Genomic DNA, 19,233 nt, shown 5'->3' with positions numbered 1-19,233 from the left:
CATGAACACCGCGAAACCGTCCTCGCCCGCCGTCTCCGCGAGGATGAGTCGGCAGGCGAGACGGGACACCGCGCCCGAGGTGGCCGTGCGGAAGCTGCTCCATGCCGCAGGTCATCGGTACCGCCTCAACGTGCGGGTCCCGGAGATGTCCCGACGCACGATCGACATCGCCTTCACCCGCGCCAAGGTGGCCGTCTTCATGGACGGCTGCTTCTGGCACGGCTGCCCGCAGCACGCGACCCGGCCGAAGGCGAACGCGGAGTGGTGGCGCGAGAAGCTGGACGGCAACATGGCCCGGGACGCGGAGACGACGCGGCATCTGGCGGCATCGGGGTGGACGGTGCTGCGCTTCTGGGAGCACGAGGCACCGGGGGACGTGGCGGAGCGGGTGGCGGCGACGGTGGACCGACAGCGGCACAGCAATAGGGGGATGCGGAACGATGAGTGAGCTGACGTTCATCGATGTCTGCTCAGGCGCGGGGGGTCTCGCGCTCGGGCTGGAGAGAGCCGGTTTCGAATCGAAGCTGCTCCTCGACATCGACCCGCATGCGTGCGAAACACTCCTGATGAACCGCCCACACTGGAACGTGGTGCAAGAGGATCTTTTGGATTTCGACCCTTCGGAGCACCCGGAAGCGTACGACGTGGACGTGCTGACGGCTGGCCTTCCCCGAGTGAAATCGAACGCGACCGTGACACGCGACTCGTCCGACGACGAGATCCGGCTCATCGAGGCCACCGCGTACCTCGCCCACGCCGTACAACCGCGGGCTCTGATCATCGAGAACATGCGCACCTTGGTCGACAAGGACTCCTTCGCACCCGTACGTGATTTCCTGCGCGGCGAGTTGGAACACCTCGGCTACGAACTGCGCTGGTTCGTCCTGAACGCCGCCGATTTCGGAGTGCCGCAGGATCGCGAGTCGGGTGTCCTCGTGGCTGTGAAGCACCAGTGGGCCGAGGCGTTCCAGCCGCCCGTGCCTACCGTTCGCCGACATGTATCGGTGGGTCAGGCACTGGCGCCGTCGATGCGGTCCCGGGGCTGGTCGGATGCCGACCGTTGGGCCGCCCAAGCCGTGCACGTAGCTCCAACACTCGTGGGCGGCTCCAAGGCGCGAGGGGGCGCGGACTTCGGGCCGCGCGGCACCAAGGCCCAGTGGAAGCGGATGGGGGTCTACACGAAGTCCTTCGGTGACGAGGTCCCCGACCACGACTTCGCGTGGGACCCCGCTCTGGGCGACGAGGGGCTGGTGAAGATCACCGTGGCGCAGGCGGCACTGCTGCAGGACTTCCCCGCGGACTGGCGCTTCGCCGGTGGAAAGACCGCCCGATATCGGCAGGTGGGCAACGCCGCCCCACCCGCCGTCGGTGAGGCGTTGGGACGCGTGGTGGCCGAGGCACTCGGGCGACGATCACGGTCGCCGGCCGGCTACACTTCGGCCACATGAGCAACCCGGAACCACAGACGCACGACCCCGAGGACAGATCATTTGACTACGACGTCCTCGACCTCTTCGCCGGCCCTGGCGGATTGGATGTCGCAGCGCATTTCCTGGGTCTCACCAGCGTCGGTATCGAGTTGGACGGTAACGCATGCGAAACGCGTTACCGGGCCGGCCTGCCGACCATTCACGCCGATGTGACCGTCATGCGCGAGGAGCGTTATGAAGAGGTCCCGCACACAAGGGTTCTGGCAGGCGGACCGCCCTGTCAGTCGTTCTCCATCGCGGGGAACGGCGCCGGGCGGGAAGCCTTGAACACGGTGACGGAACTAATCGACGAGCTGATCGAAGATCCAGAAGGTCAGCTCGTCGACAAGAAGCTCGAGGACCTCGATGGGCGTACCCGCTTGGTGTTGGAGCCGCTGCGCTATCTGCTCAAGGCAATCACCTCGGGCAGAGGGCCGTACCAATACATCGTCCTGGAGCAGGTACCCGCGGTCTACGAGGTTTGGCGCGCATACGCAAAGGTGCTCGCCAGTGGTGTGATCAAGCGTCCGCGTCTCGACAGTTCCGGACAGGTGCAGAACGAGGACGTGAAGTACGAGGTCGCTTACGACGTACTACGCACCGAGGAGTACGGCGTCCCGCAGACCCGCAAACGAGCAGTTCTCATCGCCCGCCTCATCGACGGGGAGCAGCACCCGGACAAGCCCTTGGAACTGCCCGGTCCCACACACGCCCGTTTCGTCACCCTTCGAAACAAAACTGCCGGGGACGATGCGACCCTGTTCGCCGTCGAATCGAAGAAACCCGAAGAGGAGGAGTCGAAAGAACCGTGGCGCTCCATGCATTCCGCATTGTTCGCCGCGAAAAAAGAGCTGGATTCCTCCCACGATTCGATTCCGCGTGACTCGAAATTCTACGTGGTCTCCAACTACGGATCCGGCGGGGATCCGAAGAATCGGGGAATCCGGCACTGGGACCAACCTTCATTCACCGTCACGGGGAAGGTTTCCCGCAACCGACCGATGGACGAGAACGGGGAGCCTCTGCCTCGTTTCACCATTCATGAGGCCGGCGTCCTCCAGTCGTTCCCCGGGAATTTCCCATGGTCCGGCAGGGACCAGGCGCAGCAGGTCGGTAATGCGGTGCCCCCTCTGTTCGGCATGCACGTCCTGGGAGTTGCGCTCGGCCTGACCCCCTCTTTCCCGGACGGGCTGAACCTCAGGTGGGCCGGTTCCGTCGATGTGTTGCGCAGCGCCGACCTCCGGCTCGAAGGGTGCCCGCTGAAGCGAGCCTGTCCGACCGGCCACCCTTACGATCAGCCTGCCGAGAGCTCCTCCACGACTTCACGCCCCCGCACCGGGGCATCCGCGAAGAGCCCCTCGAAGTAGTCGGCGAGCACCGCCACCGAACTCTCAGGTGCACGCTCTTCCTCCGGGCCCTCGGGCAGCGCGTTGCGACTGACCGGGGAAGCCCCTTCCGCCGCTGCGATCCAGTCGCGCAGAGGCTCCGCGTCCCGCTCGGAGTCCTGCGCGACCACGTCGTACATCAGCGTGGCGGCCGACGCGTTGACCGCGGAAGCCAGCGCGTTGGCCTCACGGCCGGTACGTATCACCTCACGTTCGATGAGGCGGACGAGCGCCAGAGCGGTCGGGCGGTGGTCGACGACGTCCATCCGTAGTGCGGTGTTGAGCATGTCCTGATTCCCGCACGCGACCACGACCGGGGAATAGTCGGGACCGTTGCGGAACAGTTCCGCCGCCCACCACAGACGAGCGAAGGCCTGTGTGTAGTGCGGGCCACGGAACCTGACCCGGGCGACGCTCGACGCGCCGCCGTCCTTCTTCGGCGTCGTCGGCAGGTGGCGCCGGACGACGTAGTCCGGAGCCGCCCCGAGTGCCAGGTAGGACCACAGCCGTGCGTCCGCCGCCTCCCGGCGGGTCAGTCGGAGCGTGGCGTGCAGGCGGGGGGCCAGCCAGGCGTCCGCCGCGGTCGGAGGTCGCTCGTCGTCGCGGAACTTGTACATGACGTCGTCGATCAGGTCCCGCACCGGTCGCAGGCGGAATCGGGCGTCGTCGACGGGCAGCTCCTCCGTGGCCTTGTTCAGCGCGATCGAGGGGACGTCCTCACGCCCCGTGAGCAGGCCCTCGGTGATGTATGTGGCGGCCTGCATGTCGGCGAGCAGGGCCAGCCGCTCCGGCAGGTGCTCGGGTCTTGCGGTCACGCGGTGGCCTCCTGGTCGAGTCGTTCGATGCCACGGACGGTCTCGCCCAGCGTCTTGGGTACCTCGGCGCGGCGCGTGGCGGCGTAGTGGATGCGCGGCTGGAGTTCGGCCCAGGTCCCGTCCCCGGTGCGACGGGCGTGCACCTCGCGCAACGCGTCCTCGACGGATAGTCCGGGCACGACGTCCGGCAGCATCTCGCGCAGCACCTCGCCCCGCCAGTCGGGCGGGAGGAGCGGCGTGCCGTCGTCCTCGATCTCCAGGTCGCCGATTGCGGTGTGGAACACGGCGGTCCATACGTCGGTGCACAACTGGGAGAGCAGCATCTCGCCCACCAAGCTCTCGACCTTGGTCCCCGCCCCCTGCACCAACGCGGTGAGGCCCTCGAAGTCGGTGTTCAGACGGACGGTCGGCATCCGGCCCGACGTGTCCACCATCCAGGGCGCGTCCCGGAAGGGACGCAGCCACTCGGCCGCACGCGCGAAGCTGACCGTCACGACGTCCAACTGACGGTCCCGCAGCGGCACGTCGGCCGTCACGTCGACCATCCAGTCCCGCTCCGAGGAGGCGATGATCCGGCCCGGTACGCCGTCGACCGTGGCCACCACGTGGACGGAGAGCGTCGCCCTGTCCAGGTGGTCGGGTCGGGCGAGCGTGACGGTTCCCGTCCAATCCCGCTTGTCCGATCCGTCCGGCTCCAGCCGGGCGACGGTTCGGGCGTTGGTGGCCTTCTCCGTCAGGACGGCGACGACCGTCATGTCCGACCAATGTCCCTTGGTCTCGATCTCCCGGGCCGGCACGGTCGCCGACAGCTTGAGCCGGGCCGTCTCCCAATCCGGGCGTTCGGCACGCCCCAGAGCCACGACCTGTTCGACGACCGAGTAACCCTTGGCGTCCAGATCCTCCCGCGCCTCGCCGGGACCGCTCAGCCGCACGGCCGTGACCCGCATGGTCACGGGGCCGGACGGGCGGGGGTACGGATAGGCCCTCATGCGCTGTCTCCCCTGCCCGTGTGGAGCTCGACGACGAGACCGGTCAGCGCGGCCCGTACGGGGTGCGTGGACACGTCGGTGACTCCTCGGAAGGAGGCGCGGCGCGCGCCGGGCGCGAAGTGCAGCACACCGTCGACCACTTCACAGTTGCTGACCGCGACGAGCTCGGCCCACCGCACCACGGGGCGTGGACCGGACCTGACCTCCAACTTCGCGACCGGGCTCATGTGCCAGGTCTCACCGCCCGTGGGTACCTTCACCTCAGCGGTGACCTGCCACGCTCCGTCGGTGCCGACCGTGGCATCGAGATCGTCGAGCTTCGGCAGGGCCACGGCCATGTTGCCCTTGGCGGCGGCCTTGCCGGAGACCTTCAGCCGCTTGCGTACCTTGCCGGTACCGTTGCTGTCCTTCTTCTCCTTCGGGACGGCGGCCAGTTCCTTCACGGCCTTGTTCGTCGCCGTCGTCAGGGCCGCGATCCGGCGGTGGGCCGACGGCGAGTAGCGCATACGCAACTCCTCCGTCTGACTCCACTTGTTGTGCTCGGGCGGCTCCGACGTACGCAGGAACTCCTCCGCCTCCGCTGCGAAGGGGGCGCCCTCGCCCGCGGCGCGCCCCGCGAGGAGGACCGCCTGGAACGGGTCGGTTCCCATGGGAAGGTCGGGGACCCGACTGGTTCTGACCGTCATCCGGTTGCCGCGCATCGCTGTCACCTGGTTCGACTTCCCGTCGGAGTCCGAGGCATCGGTGACGAGCAGCACGGCTCGGTGCTCGCCGCCCGAGCCGGGACGTCCCGCGATGTCCGGCACCTTCAACGGCACGGTGACAGCGGCCACCTGACCCACCTCGGTGATCCGCTCCACCGTGTTCCCCGCGAGGAACGCCTGCAAGGCCCGGGAGCGTGCCGGTTGGTAGATCATCGGGTCGACCCGCTCCTCCTTGAGGAACTCCTCGCCGTTGCGCTGGGTCCGGACCGACGCCTCCAGGAGCGGCTGCCGGTCACCACCCGTCGTCATCGCCGCCCAGAAGTTGCGGCCGAGCGCCTGGACCAGCCGCTTGTGCATGCGTTCCACACTGTCCTCGTCGTCGCTCGGGCCGCCGTCCGGCCGTGCCCCCGCGAGACTGGCGACGTCGTGCGCTCCCACGACGAGGAAGGAGGTGCCGGGATCGTCGCTCTCGCGATCGAGGTGCAGACTCTTGACCGTGTCCTCGTCCGCCCACCAGGAACGCACTACGTCCACGTTGTCCGACTCGGCGTCGGGGCGGCCGAGCCAGGCGGGGCCCGCGTACGGTTTGCCGTCCACCTCGCGCCACGGCAGGTCGAGGCGCCCGATCAACCGTCGGTCGGTGCGACCCTCGTGCGCTTCGGCGAGGGTGGAGTTGATGAGGACGAGGCCCAGCCGGCTGGTCGCCCACAGGGTGGCCTTGCCCAGACCGTAGGAGCCACCGGCACCCGAGTCGGACTTGCGGCTGTCGAGTTGGCGACGCACGACGGCGGCGAAGCGACCGTCTGCGTAGTCGTCGCCCGTCAGACCGCTCGCGTTGTAGTCGTCGACGCGAAGCAGCACCAGACGGTCGCGGTCGTACATCTCACGGAGACCCGCGCTGATGACACGACCGACCTTCTGGTTCTGCGCGGCGGCGCTCTCGTAGTGCGGGAACAGGTCGTCCCAACGTATGGCCGTACGGAACCGGGCCAGGGTCTCGCCGGTCAGTTCGTTCAGGGTGTAGCGGACGCGGACCGGCTGTTCGTTCTCCCTACGGCGCTCGTCCAGGCTGTTCTGGGTCGCCTCGCGGGCCAGGACCTCCAGGTCGGCCTCGAAGGCGAAGGCCGCCGCGTTGCCGAACTCCCGCCCTCCGTCGGCGTGTCCGGGGCGGTGGTACCAGGTGATCGGGAGGCCGGCGAGCGTGTCGGTGGTGCGGGTATGGAGCGTTCCGACGTCCAACTTGAGCGCTTCGGCGATCTTGTTGATCGTCTCCGTGCGGGGCTCGGCCCGGCCGGTGATCCAGGCGGAGACGGCGGCACGCGTCACCCCGACCGCCTCGGCGAGCTCCGTCTGCTTCATCCTCGTCAGCTGGAGCTGACGGGCCAGCCAGGGCCCGAAGTCTTCTCCGACCTCCACGCTTCCCCCTCTCTCGGGTCACCGTCTCGACCACGGCACGGATCGGTTGACGCGACAGCGACCTGTCAAAGAGTACTTGACGAGCACCTTCCGACCCCAGGAACGTTGTCATGAAGGATCAGATTCTTTCGCCCCCATTCATCACCCTGTGCGCCATGCATCCCTTTTACTCCTCCGACCTCCGCAACAAGTGGGGGCCCTCATTCCGCAGCGCCCCCTTGCGCCACTCGAACAGAAGTCGCTAACCTCCCGTCAGGAAACGCGGTCCACCGCCACGTGACCCTTCCTTTCAATTTGGTTTCAGTGCGCCGTAGGTCACCGGACCTCCCCCCATTCGTGCGCCCCTGCCGTGCTGTACGAGCAGTCTCTTTCGACGCATACGAATGGGTTCCCGTGACCAGTCATTTTCTTTTCCTGTCTCCGACACATGACGCGGGACTCCCGCACGTTCGACGCGGCACGGGAGAAACGATTTCTTACCCCTGATTCACAGGGAAACAGGAACCATCGGCGCCGACATCGCGTCCCTGCCGTCACCCTCACCGCTGACCCCACGAGCAGCGACTACGCCTACCAACGCACCGCACCGCGCGCCTGGGCCGGATGCAGGCGACCGGTTTCCGCGCTCCCTCGTACTCGCTGTTCCTGGAATGGAGTCCCGCCATGACCGCTGTCGAAACGCCTGTGATCAAGACCGTCGTCGAGCAGTCCGCTCGCGTCCTGGAGACCTACCGTGTCGACCCCGGACTCATTCCGGAGCACGCCAACGGGGAAAGACGGATCACCCAGGGTGGTTACGGTGACCGTCAGCTCTTCGAACTCGTCCAGAACGCCGCCGACGAGATCGCCGACGAGCCCGGCGGAAAGGTGCATGTCGTCCTGACGGAGACGCACCTCTACTGCGCGAACCAGGGAACTCCCGTCACTCCCGAGGGCGCCGAGACCATTCTTCGGATGAGTATGTCCCGAAAGCGGGGTGGCCAGATCGGGCGCTTCGGTGTCGGCGTGAAGTCGGTACTCGTCGTGTCGGACGCTCCTGAGTTCTTCAGTCGTACGGGTTGTTTCGGATTCGACCGTGAATGGGCGTACGAGCAGATCAAAGGCGTGCCCGGGGTCGAGCACCTCGGTGAGAACTTCGAGGCGCCGGTACTGCGTATGGCGCGTCCCCTCGACGAGGCGGCCGAACGGAGCAGGGACCAGACGCTCGACGAGCTGATGGGGTGGGCGACCACGGTGGTCCGTCTGCCGCTGCTCCCCAAGGCCGACGAGAAGCTGGCCTACGACATGCACGCCGTCCCCCTCTCCCCGCGCAAGGAAGGGAACGGCACCAGCCCGGTACGCGACAGCTTCCCGGCCGGATTTCAGCTGTTCTCCCCGCACGTGGGCGAAGTGACCCTTGAAGACCGGCGACTTCGTCCGGTGGTCCGACGAGTGCTCAGGACGGAACAGGACGGTCATCTCCGTACCGTCCACGAGCAGCGCACCGGCAGCCCCGTGACGGCCCACCGATGGAAGGTCTTCACACACACCCATCAGCCCACGGAACGGGCTCGTCTCAGCGCCGGCGAGATGCACGACCGGATCGCCATCGACGTCTCGTGGGCGGTCCCGGCGTACACCAAGGACGAGGCGACCGGCCTGCTGACCTCCCCGAGGGGACGGGGCAAGTTCTGGTCGTTCTTCCCCACCAAGTACGACATCACCCTGAGCGGATACCTCAACGGCGCCTGGAAGACCAACGAGGACCGGCAGAACCTGCTGGACTCGTCACCGTTCAACGAGGAGTTGATCCAGGTCGGGGCACGCCTCGTCGTCGATTCCCTGCCGAAGCTGGCGCCCGCCGAGGACCCCGCCGCCTACCTTCCGCTGCTGCCCGGACGTGCCCGTGAGTCGGAGACCGTCAGTTGGGCCGACCGTTACCTGACCCGCCACATCTGGGCGGTGACGGTCCAGCGTCCCTCGCTTCCGGACCAGGACGGTGTCCTGCAGACCCCTCGTGACCTCAACTTCCCTCCGGACCTGGGCAAGGCCACTCCCAGGGACCAGGTACGGTGGTTGGGGATGTGGAACGCCTACGCCGGCCGTCCCACGAACTGGCTGCACCCCTCGGCCGAGGCCGACAACCTCCGCGCGGGCAAGGTCAAGCACATCCTGGAAGCCGCCGAGCTGAACCGTTCCACGGTGAAGGAGTGGCTGGAGGCACTCGTCTCGGACAAGACCCCGGCGTCCTCCGCCGCCGCGATCCGAATCGTCGCCGACGTGATCGGGGTGGATTCCCCCTACGCCGTCGAAGCCCGCAGGGCACGCGTCGTACTCACCGAGGACCACGGCCTCGTCCCGCCGGTCGCGGGCAAGGTCTTCCGGCGGTCGGTGCAGGACGGGCTCAAGGACGACCTGGTGTACGTCCACGCCGGGCTGTCCGACGACGACTCCCTGTCGATGGCCCTGAACACCGTCGGTATCCAGGAGGCGGACGCACGCGGTCGCTTCGTCGGCGTTCTGGACCAGGGTTTCGACAACTACGCGCCCCAGGACTGGAACCACTTCTGGGAGTTGTTCCACAGCGCGGGCGGCAGCCATGTCTCCAACGAGGTCCGCTCCCGTGTAGCGACTCCCCTCACCACGCTCCACGTCCGGGTGACCGACGGTACATACCGCCCGATGCGCAACACCATGCTTCCCGGCCCGGTGGTGACCGCCGAGTCCGACCCGTCCCTCACGGTCGACATGCGCTTCCACTCGGACGACGCCGGCTTCTTCCGCGAGGTGGGTCTGCGCGACCGGCCGACGGGTGGCTACCGGCCCGAGAGTGAGGACTGGTACGAGCGGGAGTACCGCGAGTGGGCCTACAAGCTCTACCTGGGACAGCTCGACGACCGTGCGTCCCGGCCGCAGATCACCCGCATGAAGCTCGAAGGCGCCGCTGTGGGCGGTCCCCTTCACCTGCTTCCGCTGATGTCGGACGAGGCGAAGGCCGCCTTCGTGGCGGCGTTGTCCGACGACTCGGTGATCGACCGCTGGACGCGCCAGTTCGGCGTCCAGGTCGGCACGCGTCAGGCCGTCGCCTCGCCCCTGCACTGGATGCTCCGGCGCCACGGCCGGGTGAAGACCTCCCAGGGCCTCAAGCCGCTCACCGAGGCCGTCGGCCCGCAACTCGACGCCTACCGTGACCTGCTGCCGGTCGCGGCGATCAGTTCCGAGAAGGCCCGCAAGCTGGGCCTCCCCGTCAGCCTCGACAAGGTGCCGGACAAGCACTGGGACCAGCTCCTGGAGCAGCTGAGGGAGAGCGAGGACGACGCTTTCGTCGGCAACATGTACGTGATGCTGACCCGCCTGGAGGTCGCCTTCCCCGAGGACTCCCTCACCCGCTGCCGCGTCGGCACGGAGTGGAGCACCCGTGAGGACGGCGAGATCGCCGTGGCCGCCACGCCGGCCGAGTACAAGGCGCTGCGCGCCGAGCAGGTACCCGCCCTGCTCACCGCCTCCCCCGGGGACGCGGCACTGCTCGTCAAGCAGTGGGGCATGCTGCCGTACGCGGACGTCATCAGCAAGGAGACCCGGCATGTGGCCGCCGGTGAGCCGATCCCGCTGCGCGATGCCTACCCCACGCTCCGACAGCGTGTGGGCAAGGCCGCCAACGAGTACTCCCTGCTGCGTTGCTCCGAGCTGGAGGAGGTCCTCCGCACCCCCAACGGCATGAAGCCCACCCCGTTGAAGAGCGCGCTGGACGGCACGACCGTACTGGTCATGGAACCCGCCACCGACCTGGAGGCGCTTGTCGCGGTGGACCGCGAGCTGCGCCTGAATCTCCGGGAGACGGGCTGCCGCCAGGTGCTCGACGCGCAGGAGCAGCAGGAGCAGAGCCTCAAGGTCCGGGAAACGCTGAAGGCGGTGCGCGGGGCCGAGAACGTGGTGACCAAACTGGAGCTGCTGATCGGTGCGGACACCCTGCGCACCGGGCTGCCCGCCGGACTGCTGGACAGCGAGAAGGCCGCTCTCGGTGGGGCGGAACCCTCCGGTTCCCGCATCGCGCAGTTGGCGTTCGACGCCCACGGCGACGGCATACTGCAGGTCCACGTCCGAGACCTCCAGGCGAACTACCCGACCAACGCCCCGTCGTCGTTCTCCGGCAGTTCCCGGGCGCTCGCCTTCGTCTCCGACCTCGACTTCCCCGACTCCTTCGCCGGCGTCAGGGCACCTTCCCTGGATCCCCGGATCGAGGTGTCCGGCCCCACCCAGTTCCCTCGGCTCCACGACTACCAGGAGCGGTTGGCTACGAACGTCTTCACCATGCTGGACCGCATCGCCCCGCAGCGAGGGATGCTGTCCCTGCCCACCGGCGCGGGCAAGACGCGCGTCGCGGCGGAGGCGGTGATCCGTTGGGTCAAGCAGGTGGAGAAGTTGGACGGCCCGATCCTGTGGATCGCTCAGAGCGATGAGTTGTGCGAACAGGCGGTGCAGAGTTGGAAGTTCGTGTGGGAGAAGGTCGGCGCGGAGACACCACTCGTGATCAGCCGGCTCTGGACCACGAACGAGGCGGGACCGGTCACCGACAGGCCGCACCTCGTGGTGGCCACGGACGCCAAGCTGCGGGTCTGTCTCGACACCGACGCGTACACCTGGCTGCGCCGGGCCGCGCTCGTCATCGTCGACGAGGCCCACATGGCCATCGCCCCGCAGTACACCGAGATCCTCTCCCACCTGGGGCTCACGGCGTCCCGCACCGACCGACACCTGCTCGGCCTGACGGCAACCCCGTTCCGCAACACCAACGTCGAGGAGACCGAGCGTCTGGTCCGGCGGTTCGGCGTCACGCGTCTGGACGACGGGGTCTTCACGACGGGTGATCCGTACGCCGAACTCCAGGAGCTCGGCATGCTTGCCCGCGTCGAGCATCGGGAACTCACCGGCGGCACCATCGAACTGACTCCTCAGGAGCGGACGCAGGCCGAACAGCTGAGCATCCTGTCCAAGGCGGCCGAGCAGCGGCTCGCGGAGGACCACGACCGCAATGACCGGATCATCGCCGAGATCAAGAGCATGCCGGACGACTGGCCGGTGCTCGTCTTCGCGACCTCCGTCAGCCATGCGAAGTTCCTAGCGGCCAAACTGAACGGCCAGGGCATCGGCGCGGCAGCCGTGGACTCGGCCACCTCAACCTCCGACCGCCGCCGCCGGATCGACGCGTTCCGCAGCGGTCGGACCCGGGTGCTCACCAACTACGGCGTCCTCACCCAGGGCTTCGACGCCCCGGCGACGCGGGCCGTCGTCGTCGCCCGCCCCACCTACAGCCCCAATGTGTACCAGCAGATGATCGGGCGCGGTCTGCGCGGTCCCCGCAACGGCGGCAAGGACACCTGCCTGATCCTCAACGTCCGCGACAACATCACCAACTACGGCAAGGCCCTGGCCTTCACGCAGTTCGAGCACCTCTGGAGCGAGAAGTGATCGACGCCTACGCCGACAGCCCGGCGCTCACCGACGAGCAGCGGGCCGTCGTCGACCAGCCCTGGGACGCGCGCGTCCTGGTGACGGCCGGCGCCGGGTCGGGCAAGACCCACACCCTGGTCCGGCGTCTCGACGCCCTGGTCGGCCGCGAGGAGGACGCGCTGGAGGCCGGGGAGATCCTCGTGCTGAGCTTCTCCCGAGCCGCCGTGCGCGAGCTGCGTCGTCGCATCGCCACGCACGGGCAGCGGGCCCGGCGGGTGCGCGTGCAGACCTTCGACTCCTGGGCGTACGCCCTGCTGGCCCAGGCGTACCCGGACGAGGAGTGGGGGCGCCGCAGCTTCGACGAGCGGATCAGGGAGGCGACGCGGGCGATCGGGAAAGGGGCGGTCGAGGCCGGCGAGGCGGGAGGGCCTTCCCATGTGGTGATCGACGAGGTGCAGGATCTCGTCGGCGACCGCCGCGACATGGTCGAGACCCTTCTCGACCAGTTCCAGGACTCGTGCGGATTCACCGTGGTCGGGGACTCCGCGCAGTCGATCTACGGCTTCCAGATCGACGACCCAGATGCCCGGGCCGCCGAGGTCGACCACTTCCTGACCTGGCTGCGCGTCTCCTATCCCGACGACCTGGTGGAGCTGCACCTGACGGAGAACTTCCGCGCGGAGGCACCCGATGCGCGGACCGCGCTGTCCTTGGGCCCGGAGATCCAGCGGCTCGGCCCGGACGCCACGGACAAGGACGGCGAACGCCTCTACCGGGAGCTGTGCGGCCGTCTTTCGGTCCTTCCCGACCTGGGTCTCCTCGACGACCCGTCGACCCTGATGGCCCTGCAGGTCTACCCCGACACCTGCGCGATCCTCACCCGGGACAACCGCCAGGCGCTTGCGGTGTCGGAACTACTCGCCTCCCGCGGCGTCGACCACAGCCTCAAGCGCTCGCTCCGCGACCGCCCCGTGCCGTACTGGGTGGCCGAACTCCTCCGTCGCGCCGGTGCGCCCACCCTGGCCGAGGCGCGCTTCCTGGAGATCGTCGCCGACATCCCGCTGCCGGACGGCACCGACCCCGCTCAGGCTTGGCGTTCCCTGCGTGGTGTGGCGCGAGGGCCGCGCGGATTCCTGGAGCTGGACGGAGTGCGTCGGGCGGTGGCCGACGGCCGGTTCCCCGAAGAACTCGCGCCCTCGGAGTCGTCCCGGCTCGTCGTCTCCACGGTCCACCGGGCCAAGGGCCTGGAGTACGACCGGGTGCTTCTGTTGACCCCGCCTACCCCCGCCGAGCTGCGCAAACAGCACACCGAGGTGGACCTGGCGGCGGAGACCCGCGCGCTGTACGTCGCGATGACCCGGGCCCGCGCGGACCTGTGTCACGTACGCCCGCCGAACACCGCCCAGGTTCGTAGGGAGCGCCGTACGGACCGCTTCTACAAGGGCGGGTGGAAGGCGCACCAGCGATACGGCATCGCCGCAGCCGACCGGGACGTCTCTTGGGACGAGCCGCCGGGCGCGGACCTGCCGGATGCCACCGCCCTGTCCGTGCAGGAGTATCTGCTCGGCCACGTACGCCCCGGGGACGAGGTCGTCCTGCAGCTGCGTCACGAGATGCCGATGGGACCGGACCAGAGCCCGCCCTACGGGCTCCACCACCGCGACCACGAGATCGGCGAGGTCTCGGAGAGCTTCCGCAGGGACCTGTACGCGGTGGAGAAGATCTCCCGCAACTGGGAGGTGAGCTGGCCCGTCGAGATCACCGGACTGCGGGTGGATTGCGTGGAGACGGTCGCGGGCAGTGCCGCCGCGAGCATCCGCGCCGGGCTCGGCGACCACGGGGCGTGGATGGCCCCCCGACTCGACGGACTCGGCAACTACCGGCGCGCGCCGGGCACTCACAAGGGAGACGAGAAATCATGACCGACAGCACGACCGGACGCCACGGCGCCCACTACCGGGCCCGTGAGGACCTCGTCGAGAGACTGCGTCGTGACCTGCTCGGTCCGGCCGACGACGCCGTCGGCGAGGACCGCGAGGAGGTCCTCGCCCAGGACGCGCCGATCACGGTCTACCCCATCGGCGTGCTCTATCCGCAGCCCGCCGATGGGGCAGCGCGCCGAGAGGTCGAGGAGGACGAGGCCGAGCAGGACGGCCTTGACGCCGCTCCGGTCCTGAGCCACGACAACGCGGACGAGTCGGCCCCGGCGGTCGAACTGCCGTCGGTCGGGGACCGCAGGCCCTCCAGCATGGGCCTGACGTTCGCCGTCGATCCGACGGCGACGGACACGATCGTGGTGAAGGCGCGAGCCGCCATGTACGACCCCGTCGACTCCGAGGGTCACAAGGTGGCGCCCAGGCGGGCCGAGTCGAGGACCACCGTCGACCAACGTGAACACTGGAGGCGTCGGGTGCTCGACCTGCCGGAGGTGTCGGTCGACGTCACCGACCCCGGCCGTCCGAGGCCGAAGCCGAAATTGGCCGACGGTGTCGAACTCGATGTCCTGGTCCGCAAGCCGAGCGCCACGGGGACCGTCACCGTCACCATCACACTGATCAACTGCAACAAGGTGGGTGAGCGTGAGCTCCAGGACGCCTACGGTCTCTTCCAGCCCCGGCTGACCGTCACCGCCGCCAACGGGTCCTCCGCCTTCGTCGAGCGCCCCGCCGCCCTCAGCGCGGTCGACGAGGAGCTGGGGACCAGCCGGCTCCTGCACCGGCACGCCCCGACGTTCGCCGTCGGGCACGGCTGCTCGGCCGCCTGGGACTGGACACCGCCGCAGGTCGGGATCACCGACATAGAACGGGCCGCGATCGCCGAGGTCCGCACCGAGTTCCTGCCCACGCACGAGGTCCTGCTGACCGACTCCAACCCTGAGATCGACGCCTCCGCGCTCCGTATGCACGACCTCGCCACCTGCCCGGACGCCGACGTGCTGTCCGCCCTCGAAGGGCTGGTGAACGGCTACGAGCAGTGGATCGCCCGGAAGGACGCGGAAGCCTCCCAGCTGTCCGGCACCCCGTACGAGGAATCCGCTCACGAGCAGATCCGCGCCTGCCGCGAGGCGCTGCGCCGTATCCGCCGGGGCATCGAGCTCCTGCGCTCCGAACCCGACGTGATGCATGCCTTCCGTCTCTCCAACCAGGCCATGGCGCAGCAGCGGGCGCGCACCGACTGGGTGAAGGGCGGTCGGGAGGGCGAACCCGATGTCGCGTCGGGCCGCTGGCGGCCCTTCCAGATCGCGTTCGTCCTGCTGTGCCTGACCGGCATCGAGGACGCGGACCACGAGGACCGCCGGATCTCCGACCTCCTCTGGTTCCCGACCGGTGGTGGCAAGACCGAGGCGTATCTGGGGCTGATCGCCTTCACGACCTTCCTGCGTCGCATTCGCGGCAAGGAACGGGGCGGCGGCGTCACCGTCCTCATGCGCTACACGCTGCGGCTGCTCACCCTTCAGCAGTTCGAACGCGCCACGATCCTCATCTGCGCCATGGAACTGATGCGCCGCGAGAACCCGAAGACGCTGGGGTCCGAGCAGATCTCGATCGGCATGTGGGTCGGTAGGTCCGCCACGCCCAACAAGCTGAAGGTCGCGGCCGGGAAGCTCGACGAGTTGCGCGCCGGCAAGACCTTGCAGAAGGAGAACCCGGCCCAGCTCCACTACTGCCCGTGGTGCGGGACCGCCATGGACGCCGACGACTACGAGGTGGATGAGGACGCTCGGCGCATGTACGTGCGCTGTCCCGGTGACGGCTGCGACTTCGCCTCCGGTCTGCCCGTGCATCTCGTGGACGACGCGGTGTACGACGCGCGGCCGACCCTTGTCATCGCCACCGTCGACAAGTTCGCGTCGATGCCGTGGCGCGAGCAAACCGCCGCGCTCTTCAACCGTGACCGCTCCGACGGCACGCCGCCCCCCGAGCTGATCGTGCAGGACGAGCTGCATCTCATCTCCGGTCCGCTCGGCACCCTCACAGGTCTGTACGAGACCGCCGTCGACGCCCTCGCCGACCAGCCGAAGGTGATCGCCTCCACGGCGACGATCCGTCGGGCCGGCGAGCAGGGCAAGGCCCTCTTCGACCGTGAGGTGCGGCAGTTCCCGCCGGCGGGCCTCGACTCGCGGGACTCCTGGTTCGCCGTCGAGACACCGCGCGAGGTCAAGGCCAGCCGTCGCTACGTCGGGCTGCTCGCCCCCGGCACCAGCCAGTCGACCTTGCTGATCCGAACCTACGCCACCCTGTTGCACCAAGCGATGCGCACCGACACCACCGACGAGGTGCGCGACGCCTACTGGACCCTGGTCGGTTACTTCAACAGCCTGCGTCTGCTGTCCGCGGCCGAGCTGCAGGTGCACGACGACGTGGCGTCGTACCTGAATCTCCTGGCCGAGCGGGACGGGCTCGAAGTTCCACGCAGTACGGACGGCTACTCGGAGCTGACCAGCCGAATCGACGCCAGCGCGATTCCTGCCCGCCTGAAGCAGATCGAGCGGCGCTACCCCGACCCGGACGTCGTGGACGTCCTGCTGGCCACGAACATGATCTCGGTCGGTGTCGACGTGGACCGACTCGGTCTGATGGCCGTCATGGGTCAGCCGCAGACCACCGCCGAGTACATCCAGGCCACCAGCCGGGTCGGGCGTTCCCACCCCGGCCTGGTCGCCGTCATGCTCAACGCGACGCGCTCCCGCGACCGGTCCCACTACGAGAACTTCCTGCACTTCCACTCGGCCCTGTACCGCGAGGTGGAGTCGACGTCCGTGACCCCGTTCTCCTCCCGGGCGCGTGACCGGGGTCTGCACGCGGTCGTGGTCGCCCTGGCCCGCATCCTGATCCCGGCCGCGCGGCCGAACGAGGGCGCCGGCCGCATCGCCGACTACGTCGACGCCCTTCGTCATGAGATCAAGCCCATCCTCATGGCGCGTGTGCAAGGGGTGGACGAGGAGGAGTACGAGGCGACCTCCGCCGCCTTCGACGAGTTCGTGGACTCATGGGAGAGCGAGGCCGAGTTCTTCGGCAGCCTCCTCTACGAGCCCGTACGCGGGAAGAAGACACCGTCCCTGCTCAAGGCTTACGACGACGAGTCGGAGGACGCCGAGGCCTGGTCGACTCTGTGGAGTCTGCGCGACGTCGACGCCGAGTCCGCCCTTTTCATGGAGGCTTCCCGATGACCCCGCCCCCCGCCCGCCGCCGTCGCGGCGCCGGCGCCACCGTCCCCCGGCACAACCTCCCCCGACGCGGAGCCGTTCGCCGGGCCCAGATGATCACCACGTACGGCGTAGGTTCACTGATCGCCGTCGACAACGAGTCGTTCATCGTGGCCGGCCTCGACGGTGCCCACGAGGCGTGGAGCCTCGCTGAGGCGCCGATCATCTACGAGCACCGGCTGGCCCGCATCCTCGGCGTGCAGCACTTCCGGCTGCCCCCCGCGTCGGACGAGAGCAGCAAGGACGGCATACGGGTACGCCGCTTCCCGCTCTGGCACTCCTGCCCCGGCTGCGACACTCTTCAGCACGTGCGGGGCTTCAACCCGCCGCCCGGCAAGAACATCTGCACCGACTGCGAGGAGGACCTCGTCCCCTCCCGCTTCGTGGTGGCGTGCGAACACGGGCACCTCGACGACTTCCCCTACTGGAAGTGGGCACATCGGGGCAACCGGGCGGACGGCGCGTCCGGTCACTGCGGCGGCGAGCTGCGTCTGCGTACCTCCGGTCGTACCGCCTCGCTCCGCTCCATCCTCATCTCGTGCACGTGCGGCGTGCCCGAGGTGTCGATGGAGGGCGCGTTCCGCCGCTCAGCGCTCGCCGACCTCAAGGTCCCCTGCTCGGGTAGGTGTCCGTGGCTGAAGGACGCGCCCGTGAAGCCGTGCGCCCAGCCGCCGCGCACGCTCCAGCGTGGTTCTTCGGTCGTGTGGGCTCCGGTCCTCAAGTCGGCGCTGTCGATCCCACCCTGGAGCGACGGCCTCGCCGATCGTCTCTCCGGGCGATGGGACACCGTACGCGAGTACGCCACCGACCTCTTGAAGTTGGAGATCTACCTCAAGGGAGCGTTCCCGAACGAGGAGATCTCCACCGACGCCGTTCTCGCCCTGATCGAGGCGGAGGACCAGGAGGACCCCGATCCCGACGGGTCTTCCGGCGGACAGAACCACCGTTACCTCGCCCTGCGCAGGCAGGAGTACGAGCGTCTCTGCGCCGGGAACGCCGAGGCCGACAACGACCGACGCCAGCAGTTCGTGTGCGAGCCGCCGTCCGGCGACAGCGCCCCTCTCCTCCCTACCGGCGTGATGACCCCGATGCTCGTCAAGCGTCTGCGCGAAGTCCGTGCGCTCAAAGCCTTCTCCCGCGTCACCGCCCCCGACTCCAACGTCGAGGTGCACGAGGCAGCGTTGTCGCTGCACCCCATCAACTGGCTGCCCGCCATGGAGGTCCACGGCGAGGGCGTCTTCCTGCGCCTGGACGACGATCGCCTGGAGAGGTGGGCCGCCTCCACCGCGGTGGCCGCCCGGACCGACCGTATCCGCGCCAACCACGAGCGGCTGCTGCGCGAGCGGGCCTCCGACCCCGCGCAGGTCCCCGATTCGCCGGCGGAACCTCGTATGGTGCTGCTGCACACCTTGGCCCACGCGCTGATCAACGAGTGGAGCCTGAACGCCGGCTATCCGGCGGCCTCCCTGCGCGAGCGCCTGTACGCGGACGAGACGATGGCCGGCCTGTTGATATACACGGCCACCAGCGACTCGGCGGGCAGCCTCGGTGGTGTCGTCGCCCAGGGGGAGCCGACACGGCTGGCCCAGGCGCTGCGCTCGGCCGTGCACCGCGCGCAGTGGTGCTCCGCCGATCCCCTGTGCATCGAGTCCGAGGCCACCGGCACCGGTTCCACCAACCTCGCCGCCTGTCACGCCTGCGTGATGCTTCCGGAGACGAGCTGCGAGCACAACAACTGCCTGCTCGACCGCGCCCTGCTGGTGGGCACTCCGGAAGATCCGTCCATCGGGTTCTTCGCCGACCTCCTGACCGGTTGAGC

The 19,233-nt window shown here is 68.6% G+C and carries 10 protein-coding genes; 7 read left to right on the top strand and 3 right to left on the bottom strand.

Features of this window, described 5'->3' with window-relative positions; genetic code table 11:
- Window position 1 precedes the first annotated feature (1 nt).
- From AB0D14_RS00910 to AB0D14_RS00900, 3 genes are read left to right on the top strand one after another with little or no spacing between them, the layout of a single operon-like run.
- Window positions 2–448 carry a very short patch repair endonuclease gene (locus AB0D14_RS00910; protein ID WP_362772712.1) on the top strand — a complete coding sequence of 149 codons (447 nt, stop codon included), beginning with the start codon at window positions 2–4 and terminating at the stop codon, window positions 446–448.
- Window positions 441–1,448, top strand: coding sequence for a DNA cytosine methyltransferase (locus tag AB0D14_RS00905; protein WP_362772709.1), 1,008 nt, complete (start codon window positions 441–443; stop codon window positions 1,446–1,448). Before AB0D14_RS00910 ends, AB0D14_RS00905 begins: the two co-directional genes overlap by 8 nt.
- Window positions 1,445–2,836 carry a DNA cytosine methyltransferase gene (locus AB0D14_RS00900; RefSeq protein ID WP_362772707.1) on the top strand — a complete coding sequence of 464 codons (1,392 nt, stop codon included), beginning with the start codon at window positions 1,445–1,447 and terminating at the stop codon, window positions 2,834–2,836. The genes AB0D14_RS00905 and AB0D14_RS00900 overlap by 4 nt, the downstream gene beginning before the upstream one ends.
- Here AB0D14_RS00900 and AB0D14_RS00895 read toward each other — a convergent pair.
- Genes AB0D14_RS00895 through AB0D14_RS00885 form a run of 3 tightly spaced genes read right to left on the bottom strand, consistent with a single transcriptional unit; the run spans window position 2,764 to window position 6,778 of the window.
- Window positions 2,764–3,669, bottom strand: a complete 906-nt coding sequence (locus AB0D14_RS00895; protein ID WP_362772704.1) for a DUF6339 family protein — start codon at window positions 3,667–3,669, stop codon at window positions 2,764–2,766. The two genes, AB0D14_RS00900 and AB0D14_RS00895, sit on opposite strands and share 73 nt — an antisense overlap.
- Window positions 3,666–4,658 carry a hypothetical protein gene (locus AB0D14_RS00890; RefSeq protein WP_362772701.1) on the bottom strand — a complete coding sequence of 331 codons (993 nt, stop codon included), beginning with the start codon at window positions 4,656–4,658 and terminating at the stop codon, window positions 3,666–3,668. The genes AB0D14_RS00895 and AB0D14_RS00890 overlap by 4 nt, the downstream gene beginning before the upstream one ends.
- A complete protein-coding gene (locus tag AB0D14_RS00885) occupies window positions 4,655–6,778 on the bottom strand; it encodes a helix-turn-helix transcriptional regulator (protein ID WP_362772698.1) in 2,124 nt (707 codons plus the stop codon). The genes AB0D14_RS00890 and AB0D14_RS00885 overlap by 4 nt, the downstream gene beginning before the upstream one ends.
- Before the next feature lie 663 nt (window positions 6,779–7,441).
- Here AB0D14_RS00885 and AB0D14_RS00880 point away from each other — a divergent pair.
- The 4 genes from AB0D14_RS00880 to AB0D14_RS00865 are packed head-to-tail and all read left to right on the top strand — an operon-like array spanning window position 7,442 to window position 19,231.
- Window positions 7,442–12,226 (top strand): DEAD/DEAH box helicase, encoded by a 4,785-nt coding sequence (locus AB0D14_RS00880; RefSeq protein WP_362772695.1) that lies wholly within the window; start codon window positions 7,442–7,444, stop codon window positions 12,224–12,226.
- Window positions 12,223–14,130: a UvrD-helicase domain-containing protein gene (locus tag AB0D14_RS00875; RefSeq protein WP_362772693.1), complete on the top strand. Its 1,908-nt coding sequence runs from the start codon at window positions 12,223–12,225 to the stop codon at window positions 14,128–14,130. The genes AB0D14_RS00880 and AB0D14_RS00875 overlap by 4 nt, the downstream gene beginning before the upstream one ends.
- Window positions 14,127–17,378: a helicase-related protein gene (locus AB0D14_RS00870; protein ID WP_362772691.1), complete on the top strand. Its 3,252-nt coding sequence runs from the start codon at window positions 14,127–14,129 to the stop codon at window positions 17,376–17,378. The genes AB0D14_RS00875 and AB0D14_RS00870 overlap by 4 nt, the downstream gene beginning before the upstream one ends.
- On the top strand, window positions 17,375–19,231 hold the full coding sequence (locus AB0D14_RS00865; protein ID WP_362772688.1) for a DUF1998 domain-containing protein: 1,857 nt from the start codon (window positions 17,375–17,377) through the stop codon (window positions 19,229–19,231). Before AB0D14_RS00870 ends, AB0D14_RS00865 begins: the two co-directional genes overlap by 4 nt.
- Window positions 19,232–19,233 lie beyond the last annotated feature (2 nt).

Origin of the sequence: Streptomyces sp. NPDC048484, assembly GCF_040651415.1 — a bacterium.
Taxonomy (GTDB): Bacteria; Actinomycetota; Actinomycetes; order Streptomycetales; family Streptomycetaceae; genus Streptomyces.
Note: the sequence above shows the minus strand (reverse complement) of the source record. Positions and strands in the feature narration are given on the sequence as shown.